The following is a 20,242-nucleotide window of genomic DNA, read 5'->3' as shown; positions in this document are numbered from 1 at the left end:
CAACCAATGCCCCATTTAGACCTTTTTCTTCCTGTTTCACAGTGTCTGGGGCTAGATTGCCAATGAGTCATATTTTCATCTCTCTAGACCGGAGATGTACGGTCGTTGGCACCGTATCCGCCCAGAACGGCTACAAGGGGTCACGTAATGGCAGATTTCTCCCGCCTTCCCGGACCGAACGCGGACCTGTGGGACTGGCAGCTCCTGGCCGCCTGCCGTGGGGTCGACAGCTCGCTCTTCTTCCATCCCGAGGGCGAGCGCGGGGCGGCTCGGAGTGCCCGTGAGAACTCGGCCAAGGAGGTCTGCATGAGGTGCCCGGTCCGCGCGGAGTGCGCGGCGCACGCGCTGGCGGTCCGTGAACCGTACGGCGTGTGGGGCGGCCTGACCGAGGACGAGCGCGAAGAGCTCATGGGGCGGGCGCGCAACAGGCTGGTGTCGGCGTCGACGACCAGCGGCGACTCCGCCTCCGACACATGAAAGAACGTTTCTTCAGTCTTTTGGCGATCCTTCTCCGACCACCGGGCACGCGCGCGTGCCCGGCAGACCGCGTGCCGCCCGCGGAACCACCGCCCACCGCGGCCACCCGCCAGAACCGCCGCCAGCACACGGCCTGCACCCGCCACACGGCCTGCACCCGCCAGAACCGCCGTTCCCACACGGCCACCGGCCGTCGGGACCGCCGACCGCACACGGCCGCCGGGCGTCAGGGGCGTCGGGCTGCCCGGCTCAGTTGTTCCAGCGTCGCCGCAACCGCCGGCACCTGCTCCAGGTCGGGCAGGGTGAGGGCGACGATCTCCCGCCGCACCGCCGGCTCCAGGGCCACCGTGCGCACGCCCCTCGGACGTACCGACTCGATCGCCAGCTGAGGCAGCGCGGCCACGCCCAGGCCCGCGCCCACCAGGCCGACCACGGCCGGGTAGTCGTCGGTGGCGAAGTCGATGCGGGGTGTGAAGCCCGCGCTCTCGCACGCCTGGACGAGCTGCCCCCGGCAGCGCGGGCAGCCCGCGATCCAGGGCTCGTCGGCCAGCTCCCCGAGGGCGACGGACTCGGCGTGGGCCAGCCGGTGCCGTTCGGGCACCAGGCCGACGAGGCGGTCCGCGAGCAGCGGCCGCACCACCAGGTCCGCCCACTCCTCGGCGCCGCCTGCGTCCGCCGCGCCCTCGTAGCGGAAGGCGAGCGCGATGTCGCAGTCGCCCGCGCGCAGCAGGTCCACGGAGTCCGGGGGCTCGGCCTCCTCCAGGGAGACGCGGGTGCCCGGATGGGCGGCGCGCAGGGCGGCGAGGGCGGTGGGGACCAGCGTGGAGCTGCCGCTCGGGAAGGAGACCAGCCGGACCCGGCCGGCCCGCAGCCCGGCGATCGCGGCGACCTCCTCCTCGGCGGCGGTGAGTCCGGCGAGGATCCCGGAGGCGTGCCGCACCAGCGCCTCACCGGCCTGGGTCAGGCGCATCTCGCGGCCGTTGCGCACCAGCAGCGGGGTGCCCACGGAGGCCTCCAGGGCCTTCATCTGCTGGCTGACGGCAGGCTGGGTGCAGCCCAGTTCCCGCCCCGCCGCCGAGAACGAACCGGTGGCGGCGACGGCGCGCAGGACGCGGAGATGACGTGCTTCGATCACCCTCAGATCATAAGGCGGACTTGGGTACGGCGTCCGTTAATGCGTCGGCGCTTTGGGGCGTGGTCCATTACGGTTCGGAGCATGCAGCTTCTCTCCGTGAACCTCGGCCGCCCGACCCCGTCCCCCCACACGGACCAGGTGGACGGCGTGACCGGCATCGACAAGCAGCCGGTGGACGGGCCGGTGCGGGTGGCGGCCCCCGGGCCGAAGGGCGTCGCGGGCAGCGGTCTGGCCGGGGACGCGGTGTGCGAGCTGCGCCATCACGGCGGTGACGACCAGGCGGTGTACGCGTTCGCGCGCGAGGACCTCGACGACTGGGAGAAGGAACTCGGCCGCACCCTGCGCAACGGCTCCTTCGGCGAGAACCTCACGACAAACGGGCTGAACGTGTCCGGCGCGCTGATCGGCGAGCGCTGGCGGATCGGTTCCGAGGTCGTACTGGAGGTCACCTCCGGGCGCATCCCGTGCCGCACTTTCCAGGGCCATCTGGGCGAACGGGGATGGGTGAAGAGGTTCACGCGGAAGGGTGCGACCGGTGCCTACCTCCGGGTGATCGAACCGGGCGAGATACGGACCGGCGACCCGATCGAGATCGTGCATCTGCCGGAGCACGGGGTGACGGCCGCGATGGAGTTCCGTGCCACCACCACCGAGCGGGAGCTGCTGCCGCGGCTGCTCGCGGCGGGCCCGGCCCTGCACCCGGAGGCGCTGGCGCAGGCGCGCAAGTACGTGGCGGCGCAGGGCGGCTGAGCGGCCGTCACGGCGGCCGCCTTCACCGGCGCTCCATCCTTCGGGAGAGCTGGTGCGCACAGCGGACCCGGGCAGTCCGGGTAACTACCCTTGGGCCATGACAACGGCTCTGATTACGGGATCGACCGCGGGGATCGGTGCCGCGTTCGCGCGGCGGCTGGCGGCGGACGGGCACAACCTCGTCCTGGTGGCGCGGGACACCAAACGGCTGCGCGAACAGGCGACCGAGCTGCACGACCGGCACGGCATCGAGGCGGAGGTGCTCACCGCCGACCTCGCCGAGGACGCCGGCATCGAGTCGGTCGCCGCCCGTCTCGGTGACCGCAGGAACCCCGTCGACCTGCTGATCAACAACGCGGGCTTCGGCAACAAGGGCCGCTATCTGGACGTCTCCATGGCCGACGAGCTGCGCATGCTCAAGGTGCACTGCGAGGCGGTGCTGCGGCTGACGTCGGCGGCGGCCGAGGCGATGCGGGAGCGCGGGCGCGGCGGTGTCGTGAACGTGGCGTCGGTGGCGGCGTTCGTGCCGCGCGGTACGTACGGCGCCTCGAAGGCGTGGGTCGTGCAGTTCACCCAGGGCGCGGCGCGCGATCTGGCGGGCAGCGGGGTGCGTCTGATGGCGCTGGCGCCCGGGTTCGTGCGGACCGAGTTCCACGAGCGGGCCGGGATGGGCACCGACAACATCCCCGGCTGGATGTGGCTGGACGCCGACAAACTGGTCGCGGCGGCCCTCGCCGACCTGGCCCGCGGCAAGTCGCTGTCGGTCCCGGATCCCCGCTACAAGGTGCTGACGGGCCTGGCGAAGATGGCCCCGCGCAATCTGGTGGGCGGCATCAGCTCGCGGACCGGACGCAAGTACGGGCCGCAGTAGGAGCGCCGGCCGGGCCGGTGGGAAAATGGGCGTGACGGTACCGGACCCAGGGGGGCCGGAGGCTGCGGTATGACGTTCATGCAGGTCATCGAGTGCAGGACCAGCCGGTTCGAGGAGCTGGACCGGCTGTTGGACCGATGGGTCGAGCAGACCAAGGGGAAACGGACGGCGACGCACGCGGTGGTCGGCATGGACCGCTCCGACGCGTCGCACGTCGTCGAGATCGTGGAGTTCCCGTCGTACGAGGAGGCGATGCGGAACTCACGGCTCCCGGAGACCGACGAGGTCTTCCACGAGATGCTGGCGCTCTGCGACCAGATGCCGAAGTTCACCGATCTGGACGTGGTGCGCGACGAGCGGATGTACGCCGACACCGCGCGGCGGTTCTTCGAGACGGTCGCCGCGTCCGGCCCGCTGGCCCCGCTGGACGGTCTGGTGGCCGAGGGCTACCACGGCCATGATCCGGCCGACGACCAGGACACCATCGGCATGGACGCGCTGCGGCGCGAGCTCGGGATGTGGCGGAACGCCTTCGACTTCACGTTCCTGGTCGAGGACCAGATCACCCAGGAGGACCGGGTGTGCAGCCGGTGGATCTGGACGGGGGTGCAGAAGGGCGAGTTCCTGGGACTGCCGAACGCGGGACGCCAGGTCAGCATGACCGGCACCACCGTGCACCGCTTCGACGACAGCGGGAAGATCGCCGAGGGCTGGTGGCAGTACGACCGGCTCGGGCTGATGGGCCGGCTCGGAGCACTGGACGCGCTGGAGAACTGAGACCACAGTGAAAGCCCGCGAGGGGCGAAGCCCCCGCTCCCGGCGGACGACCGGGGACGGGGGCTTCGTGCAGCGTCGGAACGGTGCTCAGTGGGCGTGGCCGTGGGAGTGGCCGGCCGCCGCGGGCTCCTCCTCTTCCTTCTTCTCGACGACCAGGGTCTCGGTCGTGAGGAGCAGGGAGGCGATGGAGGCGGCGTTCTCCAGGGCGGAGCGGGTGACCTTGACCGGGTCGATGACGCCGGCCTTGACCAGGTCGCCGTACTCGCCGGTGGCGGCGTTGAAGCCCTGGCCCTTCTCGAGCTCGGCGACCTTGGAGGTGATGACGTAACCCTCGAGGCCGGCGTTCTCGGCGATCCAGCGCAGCGGCTCGACGACGGCGCGGCGGACGACGGCCACACCGGTCGCCTCGTCGCCGGTCTTGCCGAGGCCGTCCTCCAGCACCTTCGCGGCGTGGACGAGCGCGGAGCCACCACCGGAGACGATGCCCTCCTCGACCGCGGCGCGGGTCGCGGAGATGGCGTCCTCCAGACGGTGCTTCTTCTCCTTCAGCTCCACCTCGGTGGCGGCGCCGACCTTGATCACGCACACGCCGCCGGCCAGCTTCGCGAGGCGCTCCTGGAGCTTCTCGCGGTCCCAGTCGGAGTCGGTGTTCTCGATCTCGGCCTTGATCTGGGCGACGCGGCCGGTGACGTCCGCGGAGTTGCCGGCACCGTCGACGACCGTGGTGTCGTCCTTGGTGACGGTGACGCGGCGGGCGGAGCCGAGCACGTCCAGGCCGACCTGGTCGAGCTTGAGGCCGACCTCCTCGGAGATGACCGTGGCGCCGGTGAGGATCGCCAGGTCCTGGAGCATCGCCTTGCGGCGGTCACCGAAGCCGGGGGCCTTGACCGCGACCGCGTTGAAGGTGCCGCGGATCTTGTTCACCACGAGGGTGGACAGGGCCTCGCCGTCCACGTCCTCGGCGATGATCAGCAGCGGCTTCGAGGCGTTGCCCTGGATGATCTTCTCCAGCAGCGGCAGCAGGTCCGCGATGGAGGAGATCTTGCCCTGGTTGATGAGGATGTAGGGGTCCTCCAGGACCGCCTCCATGCGCTCCTGGTCCGTCACGAAGTACGGCGACAGGTAGCCCTTGTCGAAGGCCATGCCCTCGGTGAAGTCCAGCTCCAGACCGAAGGTGTTGGACTCCTCGACGGTGATGACACCGTCCTTGCCGACCTTGTCCATCGCCTCGGCGATGAGCTCGCCGACCTGCTGGTCCTGGGCGGACAGCGCGGCGACGGCGGCGATGTCGGACTTCTCGTCGATCGGGCGGGCCGTCGCGAGCAGGTCCTCGGAGATGGCGGCGACGGCGGCGTCGATGCCCTTCTTCAGGGCGGCCGGGGAGGCACCCGCGGCGACGTTCTTCAGGCCCTCGCGGACCAGCGCCTGGGCGAGCACGGTGGCGGTGGTCGTACCGTCACCCGCGATGTCGTTGGTCTTGGTCGCCACCTCCTTCACCAGCTGCGCGCCGAGGTTCTCGTACGGGTCCTCGATCTCGACCTCGCGGGCGATCGTGACACCGTCGTTGGTGATGGTGGGAGCGCCGAACTTCTTGTCGATGACGACGTTGCGGCCCTTGGGGCCGATCGTCACCTTCACCGTGTCGGCAAGCTTGTTGACGCCGCGCTCAAGGGCGCGACGGGCGTCCTCGTCGAACTTCAGGATCTTCGCCATGGGAGCGGTTCAGCCCTCTCGGAAAGCTTGAAAGAAACGAACTGCGCCCCCGGCGCCCGGCTACACAGAGTCGCGGGGCCAGGGGCGCAGTCCACTAGAACTGGGTGAATTACTTCTCGATGATCGCGAGCACGTCGCGAGCCGAGAGGACGAGGTACTCGTCGCCGTTGTACTTCACCTCGGTGCCGCCGTACTTGCTGTAGAGCACGACGTCGCCGACCTTGACGTCGAGCGGCAGGCGCTCGCCGTTCTCGAAACGGCCCGGGCCCACAGCGAGGACGGCGCCCTCCTGGGGCTTCTCCTTCGCGGTGTCCGGGATGACCAGGCCGGAGGCCGTGGTCTGCTCGGCGTCGAGCGGCTGGACCACGATGCGGTCCTCAAGCGGCTTGATGGCAACCTTGGAGCTGGCGGTCGTCACGATCCGACCTCCCCCTTCGGAGATCTCACGGGGTTAACTGTCTGAGGTGGCGACCAGGTGGATCCGTCGTCGCGGGTGCCGGACCTGCCCGTCGCGTTGTTGGCACTCTCATCTGCCGAGTGCCAGAGCCGAGACTATGACCGCGATTAGCACTCGGTCAAGCGGAGTGCCAATTACGTGCGGCGCGGCGCGCGAAATGACCGTCGGGCCCGCTCAGAGATAGTCCTCCAGCCGCCCCACCGTCAGGCCGCTCGCCTGGACCCGGCGCAGCAGCCGGGCCGTGCGCTCCCTCAGGGCCGGCCCCATGGCCTCGTCGGGGCCCACCAGGATGATGTCGCCGGGCCGGAGCTGCTTGTCCCGCCCCCGGTAGGTGATGCCGTCCGGGGTCATGGCCGCCCGCCACAGCACCACCACCGTGACCCCGCAGTCGGCCGCGGCCCGCAGGGTGGTGGTGTCGTAGGTGCCGTAGGGCGGCCGGAAGAGGCGGGGGCGGATGCCGAAGCGGGACTTCAGCTTCTCCTGCTGGCCGCAGATCTCGGCACGCTGGCCGGCGTAGGGCAGGCCGGGCATGGCGGGGTGGTCGAGGGTGTGGTTCTGCACGCTGGCGCCGACCGACTGGAGGCGGGCGAAGTGGCCGTAGCCGGGGCCGACCACGCTGTCCGTGAGGAACAGGCTGACCGGGAGGCGCAGTTCGCGGACCATGTCCACGAAACGGGGGTCCTTCTCGGCTCCGTCGTCGTAGGTGAGGAACACCACCCGGTCGGCGGTGGCGACGCGGTCGACGACCGGAGGCAGGGCCGCCCGGAGGGCGAGCGGGCGGGACGGGGGGTGCGGCGGGTGCGGGGGCGGGGACAGCGGGGCGCTCAGGCCCCAGCGACGGTACGACTGGGGCCCTGCCGGACCGTGCGGCCGTACCCGGTCGGCCGCCTTCATGCCGAGCCGTTCGATGGGGTCGACGGAGGGGGCGCAGGCCGACAGGAGGAGGGCGGCGGTCAGCAGCGCGGCCGTCGCCCCCGGTCGGCTCACAGGTAGTCCTCCAGGCGCGCCACCGCGTAGCCGTCACGGGTGACCTTGTTCAGGAAGCGCCGCATGTCGTCGACCATGGTGCCGTCCCAGTCGTCCCGGCCCCGGAAGTGGGTGAGCACGATGTCGCCGGGGTGCAGGCTGCGGTCCCAGTCGCGGTACTCCCAGTGGTCGACGAACACCTCCTCGTCCCAGATCGGCGCGTACTTGATGCCGCAGGCCTTGGCGGCGCGCAGGGTGTCGCCGTTGTAGTTGCCGTACGGCGGGCGGAAGACCGTCGGCGCCCGGCCGAACTGCTTCTCCATGATCGACTGCATGCCGCAGATCTCGTGCTTCTGCTCCTCGTAGGACAGGCCCGGCAGGTAGGGGTGGGTCAGGGTGTGGTTGTTGAGGGTGTGGCCCTCGGCCTGCATCCTGCGGAAGAAGCCGTAGTCGTCCTTGACCAGGTAGTTGCTGAGGAACGCCGAGTAGGGGATCTTCAGCTCGCTCATCATCCGCAGGAAGGCCGGGTCCTTGTTCGCGCCGTCGTCGATGGTGAGGAAGACGACCTTCTGCCGGGTCGGGATCGTGGTGAAGACCGGCGGCAGGTCGTCCTCCACCTGTCCGTCGACCTCGAACCCGTCGCGAGCGGTGATCCGCGGTCTGTGCTTCGGCGGGGCCGGGGGCCGCAGCGGGACCGCGTCAAGACCCCAGCGCCGGGCGGCGGCGACCAGGGCGGCGTGGGAGTCGGGGGCGGGGGCCGCCGCCCGGTGGGCCTGCTGGCCGGCGGCGGGGCGGACATCGGGCCCCTCCTGCGGTCCGGCGCAGCCGCACACGACGGCACCGGCGGAGAGGGCGAGGACCGAGAGCAGCACTCCGCTCCTTCGTACTCCGCCCCTCTTGGACCTGTTTTTGTCATTTTGTACGACTGCTCGCATGGCGTCGGATCTTTCCAGGCCCCCGCCCGGAACCGGGGCAGACACCTCCGTCCGAGGCGAACCATCCACCGACTGGCCGACAATGACCCGGTGAACGACCTCCTCTCCCCCCTTCTCACCCCCGAGGGCCGCGCCCTCCTCGACGAGGTGCGCGGCACCGCGCCCGCCGACGAACTCGCGGTGGCCACCCGGCTGCGCCGCGGACACCCCGCCGAGCTGGTGTCGGCGGCGCTGGCCCAGGCCCGGCTGCGGCAGCGGGCGGCGGCGAAGTTCGGGGACGCGGACGCGGAACGCATGTTCTTCACCCCGAACGGGGTCGAGCAGTCGACGCGGGCGAGCGTCGCCGCCCACCGGGCCCGGCGGCTGACGGCGCTCGGGGTGACCTCGGTCGCCGACCTGTGCTGCGGGATCGGGGGTGACGCGATCGCCCTCGCGCGGGCCGGGATCCGGGTGCTCGCCGTGGACCGGGACCCGCTGACGGCGGCCGCCGCCCGCGCCAACGCCGACGCGCTCGGGCTCGCCGGCCTGATCGAGGTCCGGGAGGCCGACGTCACGGAGGTGGACACGGCCGGCCACGACGCCGTGTTCGTCGACCCGGCCCGCCGCGGCGGCCGCGGCCGCATCTTCGACCCGGAGGCGTACTCACCGCCCCTGTCCTGGGCGGTCGCGGCGGCCTCGGCCGCACGGGTGGCGGCCCTGAAGATCGCCCCCGGCATCCCGCACGAGGCGGTCCCGGCGGACGCCGAGGCGGAGTGGATCTCGGACGCGGGCGACGTCAAGGAGGCGGTCCTGTGGTTCGGGACCGAGCCGGGCGCGGTGCGCGCCACCCTGCTGCCCGGCCCCCGCACCCTGCTCGGCAGAGGGCTGCCCGACCCGCGGGTGCGCCCGGTCGGCCGCTACCTGTACGAGCCGGACGGCGCCGTCATCCGCGCCCACCTGGTTGCCGAGGTGGCCGAGGAGCTGGACGGCGGCCTGGTCGACCCGACGATCGCGTACATCACCGCCGACGGACTCCGGCACACGGACTACGCGACGCCCTACGAGATCACCGACGAGCTGCCCTTCAACGTCAAGAAGCTGAAGGCCCTGCTGCGGGAGCGCGGGGTCGGGAACCTGACCGTGAAGAAGCGCGGGTCGGCCGTGGAGCCGGAGGAACTGCGCCGGAAGGCCCTGCCGAAGCCGCAGGGGCGGAACGCGGCGACCGTGTTCCTGACCCGCGTGGCGGGGGCGCCGACCATGCTGCTGGGCCGGCCGGGCCGGCCCTGAGCGGGGCGCCGCGATGTGCCGTGAAGTGGCGTGAAGTGGCGTGATTGGTCTGATGTCGCGTGATGTGGCGTGAAGTGGCGTGAAGTGGCGTCGAGCGTCCGCCGCGCCGTCATGGCTGGTCGCGCGGTTCCCCGCGCCCCTGAAGGGCGCTCGCCGGGGCCCCTGCTTTCAGAGCCCTCGTGCCCGTCGCAGCAGCAGGACGCGTTCGCGTTCGTTGCGGGCCAGTCCGGCGGCTCGTTCGAACTCGGTACGGGCCTCCGCCGTACGGCCCAGGCGGTTCAGCAGGTCGCCGCGCACGCTCGGCAGCAGGTGGTAGTCGCGGAGCGCGGGTTCGGCCGCCAGCGCGTCCACGATCACGAGGGCCGGCTCCGGGCCCTGGGCCATGGACACGGCCACCGCCCGGTTCAGCTCGACGACCGGGGACGGCGAGCGGGCCGCGAGCAGCCGGTACAGGGTGGCGATGGCCGGCCAGTCGGTCTCCTCGTAGGTGTACGCGTGCGCGTGGCAGGCCGCGATGGCCGCCTGGAGGGCGTACGGCCCGGGAGCACCCGTCGTCGTGGCGTCCGCGCGGGCCAGGGCCCTGATGCCGCGCGCGATGAGCATGCGGTTCCAGCGGCGGCGGTTCTGGTCCCTGAGCAGGACCGGCTCACCGTCGGGACCGGTGCGGGCGGCGGCCCGGGAGGACTGGAACTCCAGGAGCGCGGTGAGGGCGTGCACCTCCGGCTCCTTCGGCATCAGCGCGGACAGCACACGGGCCAGCCGCAGCGCGTCCTCGCACAGCGACGGGCGCAGCCAGTCGTCGCCCGCGGTGGCCGCGTACCCCTCGTTGTAGATCAGGTAGATGACGTCCAGGACCGAGCCGAGCCGGGCCTCGCGGTCGGGTCCGTACGGCACCTCGAAGGCGATGTCCTTCGTCGCGAGGGTGCGCTTCGCGCGGACGATCCGCTGGGCGACCGTCGGCTCCGGGACGAGGAAGGCGCGGGCGATCTCGGCCGTGCTCAGGCCGCCGAGCAGGCGCAGCGTGAGCGCCGTGCGGGCCTCCGGCGACAGCACCGGATGGCAGGTGGTGAAGACCAGGCGGAGCAGGTCGTCGTCGATGTCGTCCGGGTCGGCGATCTCCTCGGGCGGGACGGCCGTCTCCGTGCTGCGGCCGATCTCCGCGAGCTTGCGGGCGTAGTTCTCCCGGCGCCGGACCAGGTCGACGGCGCGGTGCCGGGCGGTGGCCATGAGCCAGGCGCCCGGGTTGTCCGGCACCCCGTCCCGGGGCCACTGCTCCAGGGCGGCGACCAGCGCGTCCTGGGCCAGTTCCTCCGCGATGCCGACGTCCCGGACGACCCGGGCGACGCCGGCGATCACGCGGGGCGACTCCAGGCGGAAGACGGTCTCGATGGCGTGGCGGGCGTCGGCCTCTGCGGGGGGCTGTGTGCTCACAGCCCCCCATGCAACACCCACCGTCGGCCGTACGCCAGGAAGGTCGGGAAGGTCAGCCCTCGGCGATCTCCCGCACCTCGCAGGTCACCGTCCAGAACTCCTCGTGGACCTTCAGGAACCGCTTGGTCCACTCCAGGGCCTCGGCCTTGTCCTTGCACTGCATGATGGCGTAGCCGCCGACGACCTCCTTGGACTCGGTGAACGGCCCGTCGGTGACCGAGATCTGCCCGCCCTCCCAGTGCACGCGGGTGCCGGCGGCGGACGGCGTCAGACCGGCGGTGTCCAGCATCACGCCCGCCTTGGTGATCTCCTCGATCAGCTCGCCCATCCGCTGCATCAGCTCCTCGCTGGGGCCCTCGGCGGGGGCGGAGTTCTCGTCGATCCGCACGAGCGACAGGTAACGGGGCATGGTGACTCCTCGGGTTCCCGCGGGGTCTCTCCCCGCATCTCACCCTTGCGTCGAACGGGGAACGCCGGGTTCGACACGCCCGCCGAGATTCCCCGAAGTTTTTTTCCGGCGCCCGCGGCCGGGACGGCAGCGGGCGACAGCTGAGGTGGGCAGCGGGGGGGGCAGCGGGCGGCAGCGGGCGGCAGGGTGGCTACCGCAGCGACTCCCACAGCTCGCTCGCCGCCGGTTCCTTCGCGACCACCCGGTTGGGATCGGAGGGTGCGGTCACCACGGGCATCATCACCGTTCTGGCGCTGTCGGAGGTCAGCCCCTTCAGGCTCTGCCCGAGGCGCATCAGCTCGCTCAGCGAGTCCAGGCCGGTGTCGGTGGTGAGGGACGAGGTGACCGCGTCGGCGACCTCGTAGAGCCTGGCCGGGTCGGTGAGGAGGTTGATGGCGGCGATCCGGTCCAGCAGGGCTTTGACCAGTTTCTGCTGGAGGCCTATCCGCCCGAGGTCGCTGCCGTCGCCTATGCCGTGCCGGGTGCGGGCGAGCGCGAGGGCCTGCGTGCCGTCCAGGTGGTGGGTGCCCTTCTTCAGGTGCAGATGGCTGTCGTCGTCGTCGATGTCCTGGCCGGTCGTGACGGTCACGCCGCCGAGCGCGTCCACCAGCTTCGCGAAGCCCGAGAAGTCGATCTCCAGGTAGTGGTCCATCCGTACGCCGGTGATCGACTCGACCGTCTTCACCGCGCACACCGCCCCGCCCACCGAGTAGGCGCTGTTGAACATCGAGTTGTAGGCGACCGCCGTCGAACCACCGGAGGACAGTGGGCACGAGGGGCGGGTGACCAGGGTGTCGCGCGGGATGCTGACCACGGTCGCCGAGGTCCGGCCCGCGTCGATGTGCACCACCATCGCCGTGTCGGAACGGGCGCCCGAACTGCTGCCCCCGCCGAGCTTCTCGTTCTCCTTGCCGCTGCGCGAGTCCGAGCCCAGCACCAGGATGTTCACGGACCCGGTGGGCAGCGGGGACGCGGAGGCGGACGCGGCGGCCGTCGGTGTCGAGACCGCCTTCGCCGGCCGGTCGTCCCCGAGCGCGCTGTTGATGTCGACGCTCTTGATGTTGTCGTTGAGGTGCACATAGGCCCACCCCGCGGCCGCGACGCCGAGCGTCACGACCCCCGCCAGGGTGAGGCCGACGATCTTCAGCACGCGCGACCGCCGGCCCACCCGTCTGCCCGCTTCGTCTTGCTCCTCGTGTCCCGTCACGGGCAGGAACGTAAGTCCGAATTATTAGGGGAGTGTTAGTGGAAGCGCGGTGAAGGGGATTTCTTCGGAAAATCTCACGCTTCTCAGTCCCTGCTTACCCAAGGGTCACCGTGGGCACGGGATTGCTCCCGGTCCAGGACGCGTTGAACCCGAAGGTCACCGAACTCCCGTCCGCGACCGTGCCGTTGTACGAGGCGTTCGCGCAGGACACGGACGCGCCCGACTGGGTGCAGGTGGCGTTCCAGGCCTGGGTGATCTGCTGTCCGGCGCCGTACGTCCAGTTCACCTTCCACGACGTCAGCGAGGCCCCGGAGCACGAGATCGTCACCTGCCCGGTGAACCCGGTGTTCCACTGGCTGCTCACGGCGTAGGCGGCGGTGCAGGCGCCGGTCGGCGGTGTCGTCGTGGTCCCGCCGAGCGCCTCCGCGATGCCGTGGTACGCGGGTTTCGGCGCGTAGTTCGCGTCGTACGGCGTCGCCGCCCCGTACCCCGGGAAGGTGCTGTCCACCCAGGAGTCGGAGTCGGTGAAGCCCCACACGGTGACGTTGACGCACCGGCTCACCGCGACGCACGCGGCCACCACCGACTTGAAGTCGGCCTTCTGCTGGGCGAGTTTCGTGCTGTCGGACGGCAGCGCCATCCGGACGTCCAGCTCGGTGATCGCCACGTCGACACCCAGGTCGGCGAAGCGCTGGATGTTCTGCTGGAGGGTGGCCGGGACCTGGCCGAGGATCAGGTGGGCCTGGAGACCCACCCCGTCGATCGGGACGCCCGCCGCCTTCAGGGACTTCACCAGGTTGTACAGGGCGGTGCTCTTCGCGTTGACGCCCTCGACGTTGTAGTCGTTGATGTACAGCTTGGCGGCCGGGTCCGCCGCGTGTGCCCAGGTCAGGGCGTTGGCGATGTAGTCGGAGCCGAGGCCGTTGTACCAGATCGTCGACCGGTAGCTGCCGTCCTCGTTGAAGGGCTCGTTGACGACGTCCCAGGCGGCGATCTCGCCCTTGTAGCGGCCGACCTCGGTGCTGATGTGGTTCTGGAGCAGGCTGCCGAGCTGGGCCGAGGTCCAGGTGCCGTTGGTCAGCCAGCCGGGGTTCTGGCTGTGCCAGACCAGGGTGTGGCCGCGCACCTGCTGGTCGTGGGCCTGGGCGAAGGCGACGATCTGGTCGGCCTCGGTCCAGTTGAAGGTGCCCTGGGTGGGCTCGACCGTCCCCCATTTCATGGCGTTGCCGGGGGTCAGCGAGCTGAACTGGCCGCCGGCGAGGTCGCCGTACGTCCCGGTGAGCTTGGAGCCGGTCACCGCGGTGCCGATCACCTTGCCCTGCGCCGCGGCGAGGTCGCGCAGCGGGGTGTCGGCGGCGTGCGCCGTGGGAGCCGTGAAGAGCAGTGCCACACCGGTGAACAGTGCGGCGAGGGGTAAGCCGAGTCTCAGAGATCTCATCGCGGGTGCCTCCGAAAGTTTCGGTCGTGCAACCGATTGGCTTCGGAGGAGTGTGGGCGCGGCCGCACCACCCGTCAATACGTCAACTTCTGGCCAAGCCCGCCTCGCCCTGCGCCCGCGTCACCCCGTCGCGGGGGCCGCCGTGCTGGACCGCACCACCAGACTCGTGGCCAGCTCCACCCGGGTCGCCGTGGTGGCCTCCTCCACGCGCCCCATCTCCAGCACCAGCCGCGCCGCCGCCTCGGCCATCTCGGTCAGCGGCTGCCGTACGGTCGTCAGCGGCGGCCCCACCCAGCGGGCCACCGGCAGGTCGTCGAACCCGACGATGCTCACGTCCTCCGGGATGCGCAGCCCCAGCTCGCGCGCGGCCTCGTACAGCCCGAGGGCCTGGAGGTCGTTGCCGGTGAAGACCGCGGTGGGCCGGTCGGGCATGCGCAGCAGCTCCAGGCCGAGCCGGTAGCCGGCGTCGTGGTGGAAGTCGCCGGCCTTGATCAGCCCCTGGTCGACGGGGAGCCCGGCGGTCTCCAGCGCGGCCCGGTAGCCGTCCACGCGGGCCCGGCTGCACATCATCCGGGACGGTCCGCTGATGGCGCCGATGCGCCGGTGCCCCAGCTCGACGAGGTGCCGGGTGGCGGCCAGGCCGCCCTGCCAGTTGGTGGCGCCGATGGACGGCACGTCCGGGCCGGGGTCCCCCGCCGGGTCCATCACCACGAACGGGATCGACCTGCTCAGCAGCAGCGCCCGCTGCGACTCGTCGAGCCCCGACAGCACCAGCACCACGCCGTGCGGCCGACGCGCCGCCACCTGGTCCGCCCAGGTCCGCCCGGGGGTCAGCCGCCCCGCGGACTCGGAGAGGACGACACTCAGACCCGCGTCCCGGGCCACGTTCTCCACCCCTCGGATGACCTCCATCGCCCAGGCGCTCTCCAGTTCGTGGAAGACCAGGTCGATCAGCGGGGAACGGGAGGCCTCGGCGCGGCGCCGCCGGTAGCCGTAGGCCCGCAGCAGTTCCTCGACGCGGGTGCGGGTGGCCGGGGCGACGTCGGCACGTCCATTGAGGACCTTCGAAACAGTCGGAGCGGACACGCCTGCCTCACGGGCGATTTCGGCGAGCGTCGCCGTCTGCGTTTCTGCGGGCTTCGAAGGCGTCATGCCCGCGATCGTATCCCTGCGCTCCCCCTTGACGAAGACCTGCGCACGCCATAGGTTCCCGGAACATTCGGTGTGTGGTACGAAACATTCGCAGCGTTCGCAGCAGAACCCGCAGAAAGCGAAGACGGGAGTTTCATGACCACCGCTCCTTGGCGAGACCCCGCACTGCCCGTCGCCACCCGCGTCGACGACCTGCTCTCCCGGATGACCCTGGAGGAGAAGACCGCCCAGCTCTACGGCGTGTGGGTGGGCGCAGCCTCGGACGGCGACGGAGTCGCCCCGCTGCAACGCGAGATGACCGCCGACTACGACTGGAACGAGCTGATCACCCTCGGCCTCGGCCAGCTGACCCGTTCCTTCGGCACCGCCCCGGTGGCCCCGGCGCTGGGCGCGCGCGCACTGGCCCGCGCCCAGCGCCGGATCACCGCCGCGGGCCGCTTCGGCATCCCGGCGATCGCCCACGAGGAGTGCCTGGCCGGGTTCACGGCCTGGCAGGCGACGGCCTATCCGGTCCCGCTCGCCTGGGGCGCCGCCTTCGATCCGCCGCTGGTCGAGGAGCTGGGCCGGCGCATCGGCGAGGACCTCCGCTCGGTCGGCGTCCACCAGGGCCTGGCCCCCGTCCTGGACGTGGTCCGCGATCCGCGCTGGGGGCGGGTCGAGGAGACCATCGGCGAGGACCCGTACCTCGTGGGCACCATCGGCACCGCCTACGTCCGGGGCCTGGAGTCGGCCGGGATCGTCGCCACCCTCAAGCACTTCGCCGGTTACGCCTCCTCCGCGGGCGCCCGCAACCTGGCCCCGGTCCGCGCCGGTGTCCGGGAGTTCGCGGACATCACCCTGCCCCCGTTCGAGATGGCGCTGCGGGAGGGCGGGGCCCGCTCGGTGATGGCCGCGTACAACGACACCGACGGCGTCCCGGCCTCCGCCGACCCGCGGCTGCTGACCGACCTCCTGCGCACCGACTGGGAGTTCGAGGGCACGGTGGTCGCCGACTACTTCGGCATCGGCTTCCTCCAGACCCTGCACCGGGTGGCGGGCACGGAGGCGGAGGCGGCGCACCTGGCGCTCGCCGCGGGCATCGACGTGGAGCTGCCCACCCTGAAGTGCTACGGCCGCCCGCTGGTGGCGGCCGTGGCGGAAGGCACCGTCCCGGAGGCGCTGGTCGACCGGGCGGCGCGCCGGGTGCTGCGGCAGAAGTGCGAGCTGGGCCTGCTGGACGAGGACTGGGAGCCTCCGCGGGAAGGTCCGGTCGACCTCGACTCGGCGGACAACCGCGCCCTGGCCCGCCGGCTGGCCGAGGAGTCCGTGGTCCTCCTGGACAACCCGGACGGTGTCCTCCCCCTGCCCTCCGACACCCGGATCGCCGTGGTGGGCCCCCGGGCCGCCGACGCCCTGGCCATGCTCGGCTGCTACTCCTTCCCGTCGCACGTGCTGACCCACCACCCCGAGGTGGACCCGGGCATCTCCATCCCCACCGTCCTGGAGTCCCTGCGCTCCGAACTCCCGGACGCGAAGGTGACGTTCGCCGAGGGCTGCGACGTCTCGGACCCGGACACCTCGGGTTTCGAGGAGGCGGTGGCCCGGGCCGCGGAGGCGGACGTGTGCGTGGCGGTCCTGGGCGACCGGGCAGGCCTGTTCGGGCGGGGCACGTCGGGCGAGGGCTGCGACGTCACGGACCTCGCGCTGCCCGGCGTCCAGGCCGACCTGCTGGACACGCTGCTCACGACGGGCGTGCCGGTGGTCCTGGTCCTGCTCACCGGGCGCCCGTACGCACTGGGCCGCTGGCACGGCCGGCTGGGCGCGGTGGTGCAGGCGTTCTTCCCCGGGGAGGAGGGCGGTCCGGCGGTCGCGGGCCTGCTGTCGGGGCGCGTCAACCCGTCGGGGCGGCTGCCGGTGAGCGTCCCGCGGGTGCCCGGCGGCCAGCCCTGGACCTACCTCCAGCCCCCGCTGGGCCTGGCGGGCGAGGTCAGCAACCTGGACCCGACCCCGCTGTACCCGTTCGGCCACGGCCGCTCGTACACGGACTTCTTGTGGGAGCCGGTGTCCCCGGGGGCGGCCGAGATCGCCACGGACGGCTCCCACGACGTGACGGTCACGGTCCGCAACACGGGCGAGCGGGCGGGCGCGGAGGTCGTGCAGCTGTACCTGCACGACCCGGTGGCGTCGGTGACCCGCCCGGACGTCCGGCTGATCGGCTACCAGCGGGTGGAGCTGGCTCCGGGCGAATCGAGAAGGGTGACCTTCCGCTTCCACGCGGACCTGTCGGCGTTCACGGACCGGGACGGGGCACGGGTGGTGGAGCCGGGGGCGCTGGAACTGCGGGTGGCGGCGTCGAGCGCGGAGACACGGGCCACGGTGCGGCTGCGACTGACGGGCCCGGTACGGCGCCCGGGCCCGGACCGGGTGCTGCGGTGCGAGACGAAGGTGGAGTGACCGCACCCCACCGCCGACCGCACCCCACCGGTGACGGCGCCCCACCGGCGACCGCACCCCGCCGGCGACGGCGCCCCACCGCCGACCACACCCCACCGCCGACCGCACCCCGCCGGTCACGGTTCCCTTCCGACGACCGGCCCGCCGTCAGTCTCCCTGGTCGACCGGCTCGAAGCGCCAGCGGTGGGCCGGGCGGGCCAGTAGGCCGTCCGGCGGGTCCGGGAGTTCGGGGAGGTCCGGTTCGTGGTACGGCGCCTCCCACCACGTGATCACCAGGACCCGGTCCTGCGGGGCACGGAAGGTCTCCCGGCGCAGCGGCTCCCGCGCGAGCCGCTGCGCCCGCGCCCACGTGAGGAGTTCGGCACCCCGGCCCTCGGCCGCCCGCGCCTCCCACATCAGCGCGACGCTCACGAGTAGAGGTTCTCCTTGCTGACCTCGTGCACGTGGTCGTGGTTGCCGGGGACGTGCGGGTCCGTCACCGGCAGGGAGCTGTCCGCGGAGAGGTCCCAGCTCGACGCGGCCCGGTTGCGGGCGACCATCTCGGCGCCGAGGGCGGCCACCATCGCGCCGTTGTCCGTGCACAGCTTCGGACGCGGCACCCGCAGCCGGATGCCCGCGGCCTCGCAGCGCTCCTGCGCCAGCGCGCGCAGCCGGGAGTTGGCGGCGACACCGCCGCCGATCATCAGGTGGTCGACGCCCTCGTCCCGGCAGGCGCGCACGGCCTTGCGGGTCAGGACGTCCACGACCGCCTCCTGGAAGGACGCGGACACGTCACGGACGGGGACCTCCTCGCCCGCCGCCCGCTTGGCCTCGATCCAGCGGGCCACCGCCGTCTTGAGGCCGGAGAAGGAGAAGTCGTAGGCCGGGTCGCGGGGTCCGGTGAGGCCGCGCGGGAAGGCGATCGCCTCCGGGTCGCCCTCCTTCGCGTAGCGGTCGATGACCGGGCCCCCGGGGAAGCCCAGGTTCAGCACCCGGGCGATCTTGTCGAAGGCCTCGCCGGCCGCGTCGTCGATGGTCGCGCCGAGCGGTCGTACGTCCGAGGTGATGTCCGAGGACAGCAGCAGGGACGAGTGGCCGCCGGACACCAGCAGGGCCATCGTCGGCTCCGGGAGGGGGCCGTGCTCCAGCTGGTCGACGCAGATGTGGGAGGCGAGGTGGTTCACTCCGTACAGCGGCTTGCCGAGCGCGTACGCGTACGCCTTCGCCGCCGAGACGCCGACCAGCAGCGCGCCGGCCAGGCCGGGGCCGGCCGTGACCGCGATGCCGTCCAGGTCCCGGGCGCTCACCCCGGCGTCCTTCAGGGCGCGCTCGATGGTCGGGACCATCGCCTCCAGGTGCGCCCGGGACGCCACCTCGGGGACGACCCCGCCGAAACGGGCGTGCTCGTCCACGGAGGAGGCGACGGCGTCGGCCAGCAGGGTGGTGCCCCGGACGATGCCGACGCCGGTCTCGTCGCAGGAGGTCTCGATCCCCAGGACCAGGGGTTCGTCAGCCATTGATCTCGGTTCCTTGTTCGGAGGTGGGTCCGCCGGCGGAGCCACTGTCGGGTTTCGTCGTCAGCCGCATCACCAGGGCGTCCACGTTCCCCGGCTGGTAGTAGCCGCGGCGGAACCCGATGGGCTCGAAGCCGAACCGTTCGTAGAGCTTCTGGGCGCGGATGTTGTCGACCCGGCACTCGAGCATGACCTCGGCGCACTCGAAGGCGGTGGCGGCCCGCAGCAGCTCGGTGAGCAGCTCCCCGCCGAGCCCGGTGCCCCACTGGTCACGGCGGACGGCGATGGTCTGGACGTCGCCCACCGCGGCCCCGCTGTCGGACGCGCCGCCCTGGGCGGCCAGCCCGGCGTACCCGACGATCCGGTCGCCGTCCAGGGCGACCACGTAGCGCCGGGACGCCTCCGGTCCCCTCGCGTGCGCCAGCTCGGACCAGAACATGCCCCGGGACCAGGCGTCCTCGGGGAACAGGTCCTTCTCGAGCTCCAGGACCCGGTCGATGTCCCACCAGCGCATCTCGCGCAGCTGTGCGGTCACTTGGGTGTGACCACCTTGTAGTTCCTGGGCACCTGGGCGTCCGGCCGGCGCAGGTACAGCGGCCGGGGCGCGGGCAGTTCCTCGCCGGCGGCCAGCCTCTCGGCGGCCAGCGAGGCGAGGGCCGCGGCGGAGACGTGCTCGGGTTCGTGCACGGCCGGGAAGGTGTCGGGGTAGAGCAGCGCGCCCGCGCCGACGGCGGGCAGCCCGGCGACCTTCCCGGCGATGTCCGCCGGCCGGTCCACGGCCGGTTCGGTGAGCCGGGTGCGCGAGTCGGCGTACGTCGCCCAGTAGACCTCCTTGCGGCGGGCGTCGGTGGCCACGACGAACGGGCCGCTCCCGATGTCGGCCGCGTAGGCGAGGGCGTCGAGCGTGCACAGGCCGTGCACGGGCACCCCGAGCGCGAGCCCGAAGGTGTCGGCGGTCATCAGACCGACCCGCAGGCCGGTGTAGGGGCCGGGCCCGACGCCTACGGCGATCGCGGTCACGGCGTCCAGCTTGACCCCGGCCTCGGCGAGGACGCGGTCGACGGCCGGCAGCAGCAGCTCGCCGTGCCGGCGCGCGTCCACCTGGCTCGACGAGGCGATGACGGCCGTACCGTCGTGCAGCGCGACGGTGACGGCGGGGGTGGCGGTATCCAGAGCGAGCAAGAGCACGCGAACAGCCTACGGCTCCGGCGCCGCGAGCACGGCCGTCGGGGACGGACGGTCACTGACTGCTACGGTCGGTACGAAGTACGACATATGCGGCGGGACATCCGA

General features: G+C 72.0%; 20 protein-coding genes. 6 read left to right on the top strand and 14 right to left on the bottom strand.

Annotated features, from left to right (window positions below):
• Nucleotides 1-147 precede the first annotated feature (147 nt).
• Complete coding sequence (locus AAW13_RS18060) at nt 148-477, top strand: WhiB family transcriptional regulator (RefSeq protein ID WP_046733109.1); 330 nt, start codon at nt 148-150, stop codon at nt 475-477.
• Between the two features lie 226 nt (nt 478-703).
• Here the strand turns inward: AAW13_RS18060 and AAW13_RS18055 are convergent, their stop codons facing one another.
• The gene (locus AAW13_RS18055; protein WP_046733108.1) at nt 704-1,612 is read right to left on the bottom strand and encodes a LysR family transcriptional regulator; all 909 of its coding nucleotides are present in this window, start codon (nt 1,610-1,612) and stop codon (nt 704-706) included.
• A gap of 81 nt (nt 1,613-1,693) precedes the next feature.
• Between AAW13_RS18055 and AAW13_RS18050 the strand changes: the two genes are divergently transcribed.
• The 3 genes from AAW13_RS18050 to AAW13_RS18040 all read left to right on the top strand — a co-directional run bounded on the left by AAW13_RS18050 (nt 1,694) and on the right by AAW13_RS18040 (nt 4,010).
• The gene (locus AAW13_RS18050) at nt 1,694-2,362 is read left to right on the top strand and encodes an MOSC domain-containing protein (protein WP_046733107.1); all 669 of its coding nucleotides are present in this window, start codon (nt 1,694-1,696) and stop codon (nt 2,360-2,362) included.
• Nucleotides 2,363-2,459: 97 nt separating this feature from the next.
• Nucleotides 2,460-3,233 carry an SDR family NAD(P)-dependent oxidoreductase gene (locus AAW13_RS18045; RefSeq protein ID WP_046733106.1) on the top strand — a complete coding sequence of 258 codons (774 nt, stop codon included), beginning with the start codon at nt 2,460-2,462 and terminating at the stop codon, nt 3,231-3,233.
• Nucleotides 3,234-3,302: 69 nt separating this feature from the next.
• Entirely contained in the window at nt 3,303-4,010 is a 708-nt protein-coding gene (locus AAW13_RS18040) for an ester cyclase (protein ID WP_046733105.1), read from the top strand.
• 87 nt (nt 4,011-4,097) lie between these two features.
• Here the strand turns inward: AAW13_RS18040 and groL are convergent, their stop codons facing one another.
• The 4 genes from groL to AAW13_RS18020 form a co-directional block, all read right to left on the bottom strand.
• Nucleotides 4,098-5,723, bottom strand: a complete 1,626-nt coding sequence (gene groL, locus AAW13_RS18035) for a chaperonin GroEL (protein WP_046733104.1) — start codon at nt 5,721-5,723, stop codon at nt 4,098-4,100.
• 109 nt (nt 5,724-5,832) lie between these two features.
• Entirely contained in the window at nt 5,833-6,141 is a 309-nt protein-coding gene (gene groES / locus AAW13_RS18030; protein WP_004955293.1) for a co-chaperone GroES, read from the bottom strand.
• A 213-nt stretch (nt 6,142-6,354) separates the two neighbouring features.
• Complete coding sequence (locus AAW13_RS18025; protein ID WP_071659591.1) at nt 6,355-7,167, bottom strand: polysaccharide deacetylase family protein; 813 nt, start codon at nt 7,165-7,167, stop codon at nt 6,355-6,357.
• On the bottom strand, nt 7,164-8,081 hold the full coding sequence (locus AAW13_RS18020; protein ID WP_079178853.1) for a polysaccharide deacetylase family protein: 918 nt from the start codon (nt 8,079-8,081) through the stop codon (nt 7,164-7,166). Before AAW13_RS18020 ends, AAW13_RS18025 begins: the two co-directional genes overlap by 4 nt.
• Before the next feature lie 90 nt (nt 8,082-8,171).
• Here AAW13_RS18020 and AAW13_RS18015 point away from each other — a divergent pair, with 90 nt between their 5' ends.
• Nucleotides 8,172-9,347: a THUMP-like domain-containing protein gene (locus AAW13_RS18015; protein WP_046730599.1), complete on the top strand. Its 1,176-nt coding sequence runs from the start codon at nt 8,172-8,174 to the stop codon at nt 9,345-9,347.
• 168 nt (nt 9,348-9,515) lie between these two features.
• Here the strand turns inward: AAW13_RS18015 and AAW13_RS18010 are convergent, their stop codons facing one another.
• From AAW13_RS18010 to AAW13_RS17990, 5 genes are all read right to left on the bottom strand, one after another.
• Complete coding sequence (locus AAW13_RS18010; RefSeq protein WP_046730600.1) at nt 9,516-10,778, bottom strand: RNA polymerase sigma factor; 1,263 nt, start codon at nt 10,776-10,778, stop codon at nt 9,516-9,518.
• A 52-nt stretch (nt 10,779-10,830) separates the two neighbouring features.
• A complete protein-coding gene (locus AAW13_RS18005) occupies nt 10,831-11,187 on the bottom strand; it encodes a YciI family protein (RefSeq protein WP_046730601.1) in 357 nt (118 codons plus the stop codon).
• Nucleotides 11,188-11,377: 190 nt separating this feature from the next.
• Nucleotides 11,378-12,433 (bottom strand): LCP family protein, encoded by a 1,056-nt coding sequence (locus AAW13_RS18000; RefSeq protein ID WP_046730602.1) that lies wholly within the window; start codon nt 12,431-12,433, stop codon nt 11,378-11,380.
• Between the two features lie 94 nt (nt 12,434-12,527).
• Nucleotides 12,528-13,871 carry an endo-1,4-beta-xylanase gene (locus tag AAW13_RS17995; RefSeq protein ID WP_046730603.1) on the bottom strand — a complete coding sequence of 448 codons (1,344 nt, stop codon included), beginning with the start codon at nt 13,869-13,871 and terminating at the stop codon, nt 12,528-12,530.
• 120 nt (nt 13,872-13,991) lie between these two features.
• Complete coding sequence (locus tag AAW13_RS17990) at nt 13,992-15,023, bottom strand: LacI family DNA-binding transcriptional regulator (RefSeq protein ID WP_046730604.1); 1,032 nt, start codon at nt 15,021-15,023, stop codon at nt 13,992-13,994.
• A 135-nt stretch (nt 15,024-15,158) separates the two neighbouring features.
• Here AAW13_RS17990 and AAW13_RS17985 point away from each other — a divergent pair, with 135 nt between their 5' ends.
• Complete coding sequence (locus AAW13_RS17985) at nt 15,159-17,456, top strand: beta-xylosidase/alpha-l-arabinosidase (protein ID WP_046730605.1); 2,298 nt, start codon at nt 15,159-15,161, stop codon at nt 17,454-17,456.
• Nucleotides 17,457-17,603: 147 nt separating this feature from the next.
• Here the strand turns inward: AAW13_RS17985 and AAW13_RS17980 are convergent, their stop codons facing one another.
• The 4 genes from AAW13_RS17980 to tsaB are packed head-to-tail and all read right to left on the bottom strand — an operon-like array spanning nt 17,604 to nt 20,137.
• A complete protein-coding gene (locus AAW13_RS17980) occupies nt 17,604-17,867 on the bottom strand; it encodes a hypothetical protein (RefSeq protein WP_046730606.1) in 264 nt (87 codons plus the stop codon).
• Nucleotides 17,864-18,952 (bottom strand): tRNA (adenosine(37)-N6)-threonylcarbamoyltransferase complex transferase subunit TsaD, encoded by a 1,089-nt coding sequence (gene tsaD / locus AAW13_RS17975; protein WP_046730607.1) that lies wholly within the window; start codon nt 18,950-18,952, stop codon nt 17,864-17,866. Before tsaD ends, AAW13_RS17980 begins: the two co-directional genes overlap by 4 nt.
• Complete coding sequence (rimI, locus tag AAW13_RS17970) at nt 18,945-19,463, bottom strand: ribosomal protein S18-alanine N-acetyltransferase (RefSeq protein ID WP_046730626.1); 519 nt, start codon at nt 19,461-19,463, stop codon at nt 18,945-18,947. Before rimI ends, tsaD begins: the two co-directional genes overlap by 8 nt.
• 17 nt (nt 19,464-19,480) lie before the next feature.
• Complete coding sequence (tsaB, locus tag AAW13_RS17965) at nt 19,481-20,137, bottom strand: tRNA (adenosine(37)-N6)-threonylcarbamoyltransferase complex dimerization subunit type 1 TsaB (RefSeq protein WP_046730608.1); 657 nt, start codon at nt 20,135-20,137, stop codon at nt 19,481-19,483.
• Nucleotides 20,138-20,242 lie beyond the last annotated feature (105 nt).

It is taken from the genome of Streptomyces humi (assembly GCF_001005085.2).
GTDB classification, from domain to species: Bacteria; Actinomycetota; Actinomycetes; order Streptomycetales; family Streptomycetaceae; genus Streptomyces; species Streptomyces humi.
Note: the sequence above shows the minus strand (reverse complement) of the source record. Positions and strands in the feature narration are given on the sequence as shown.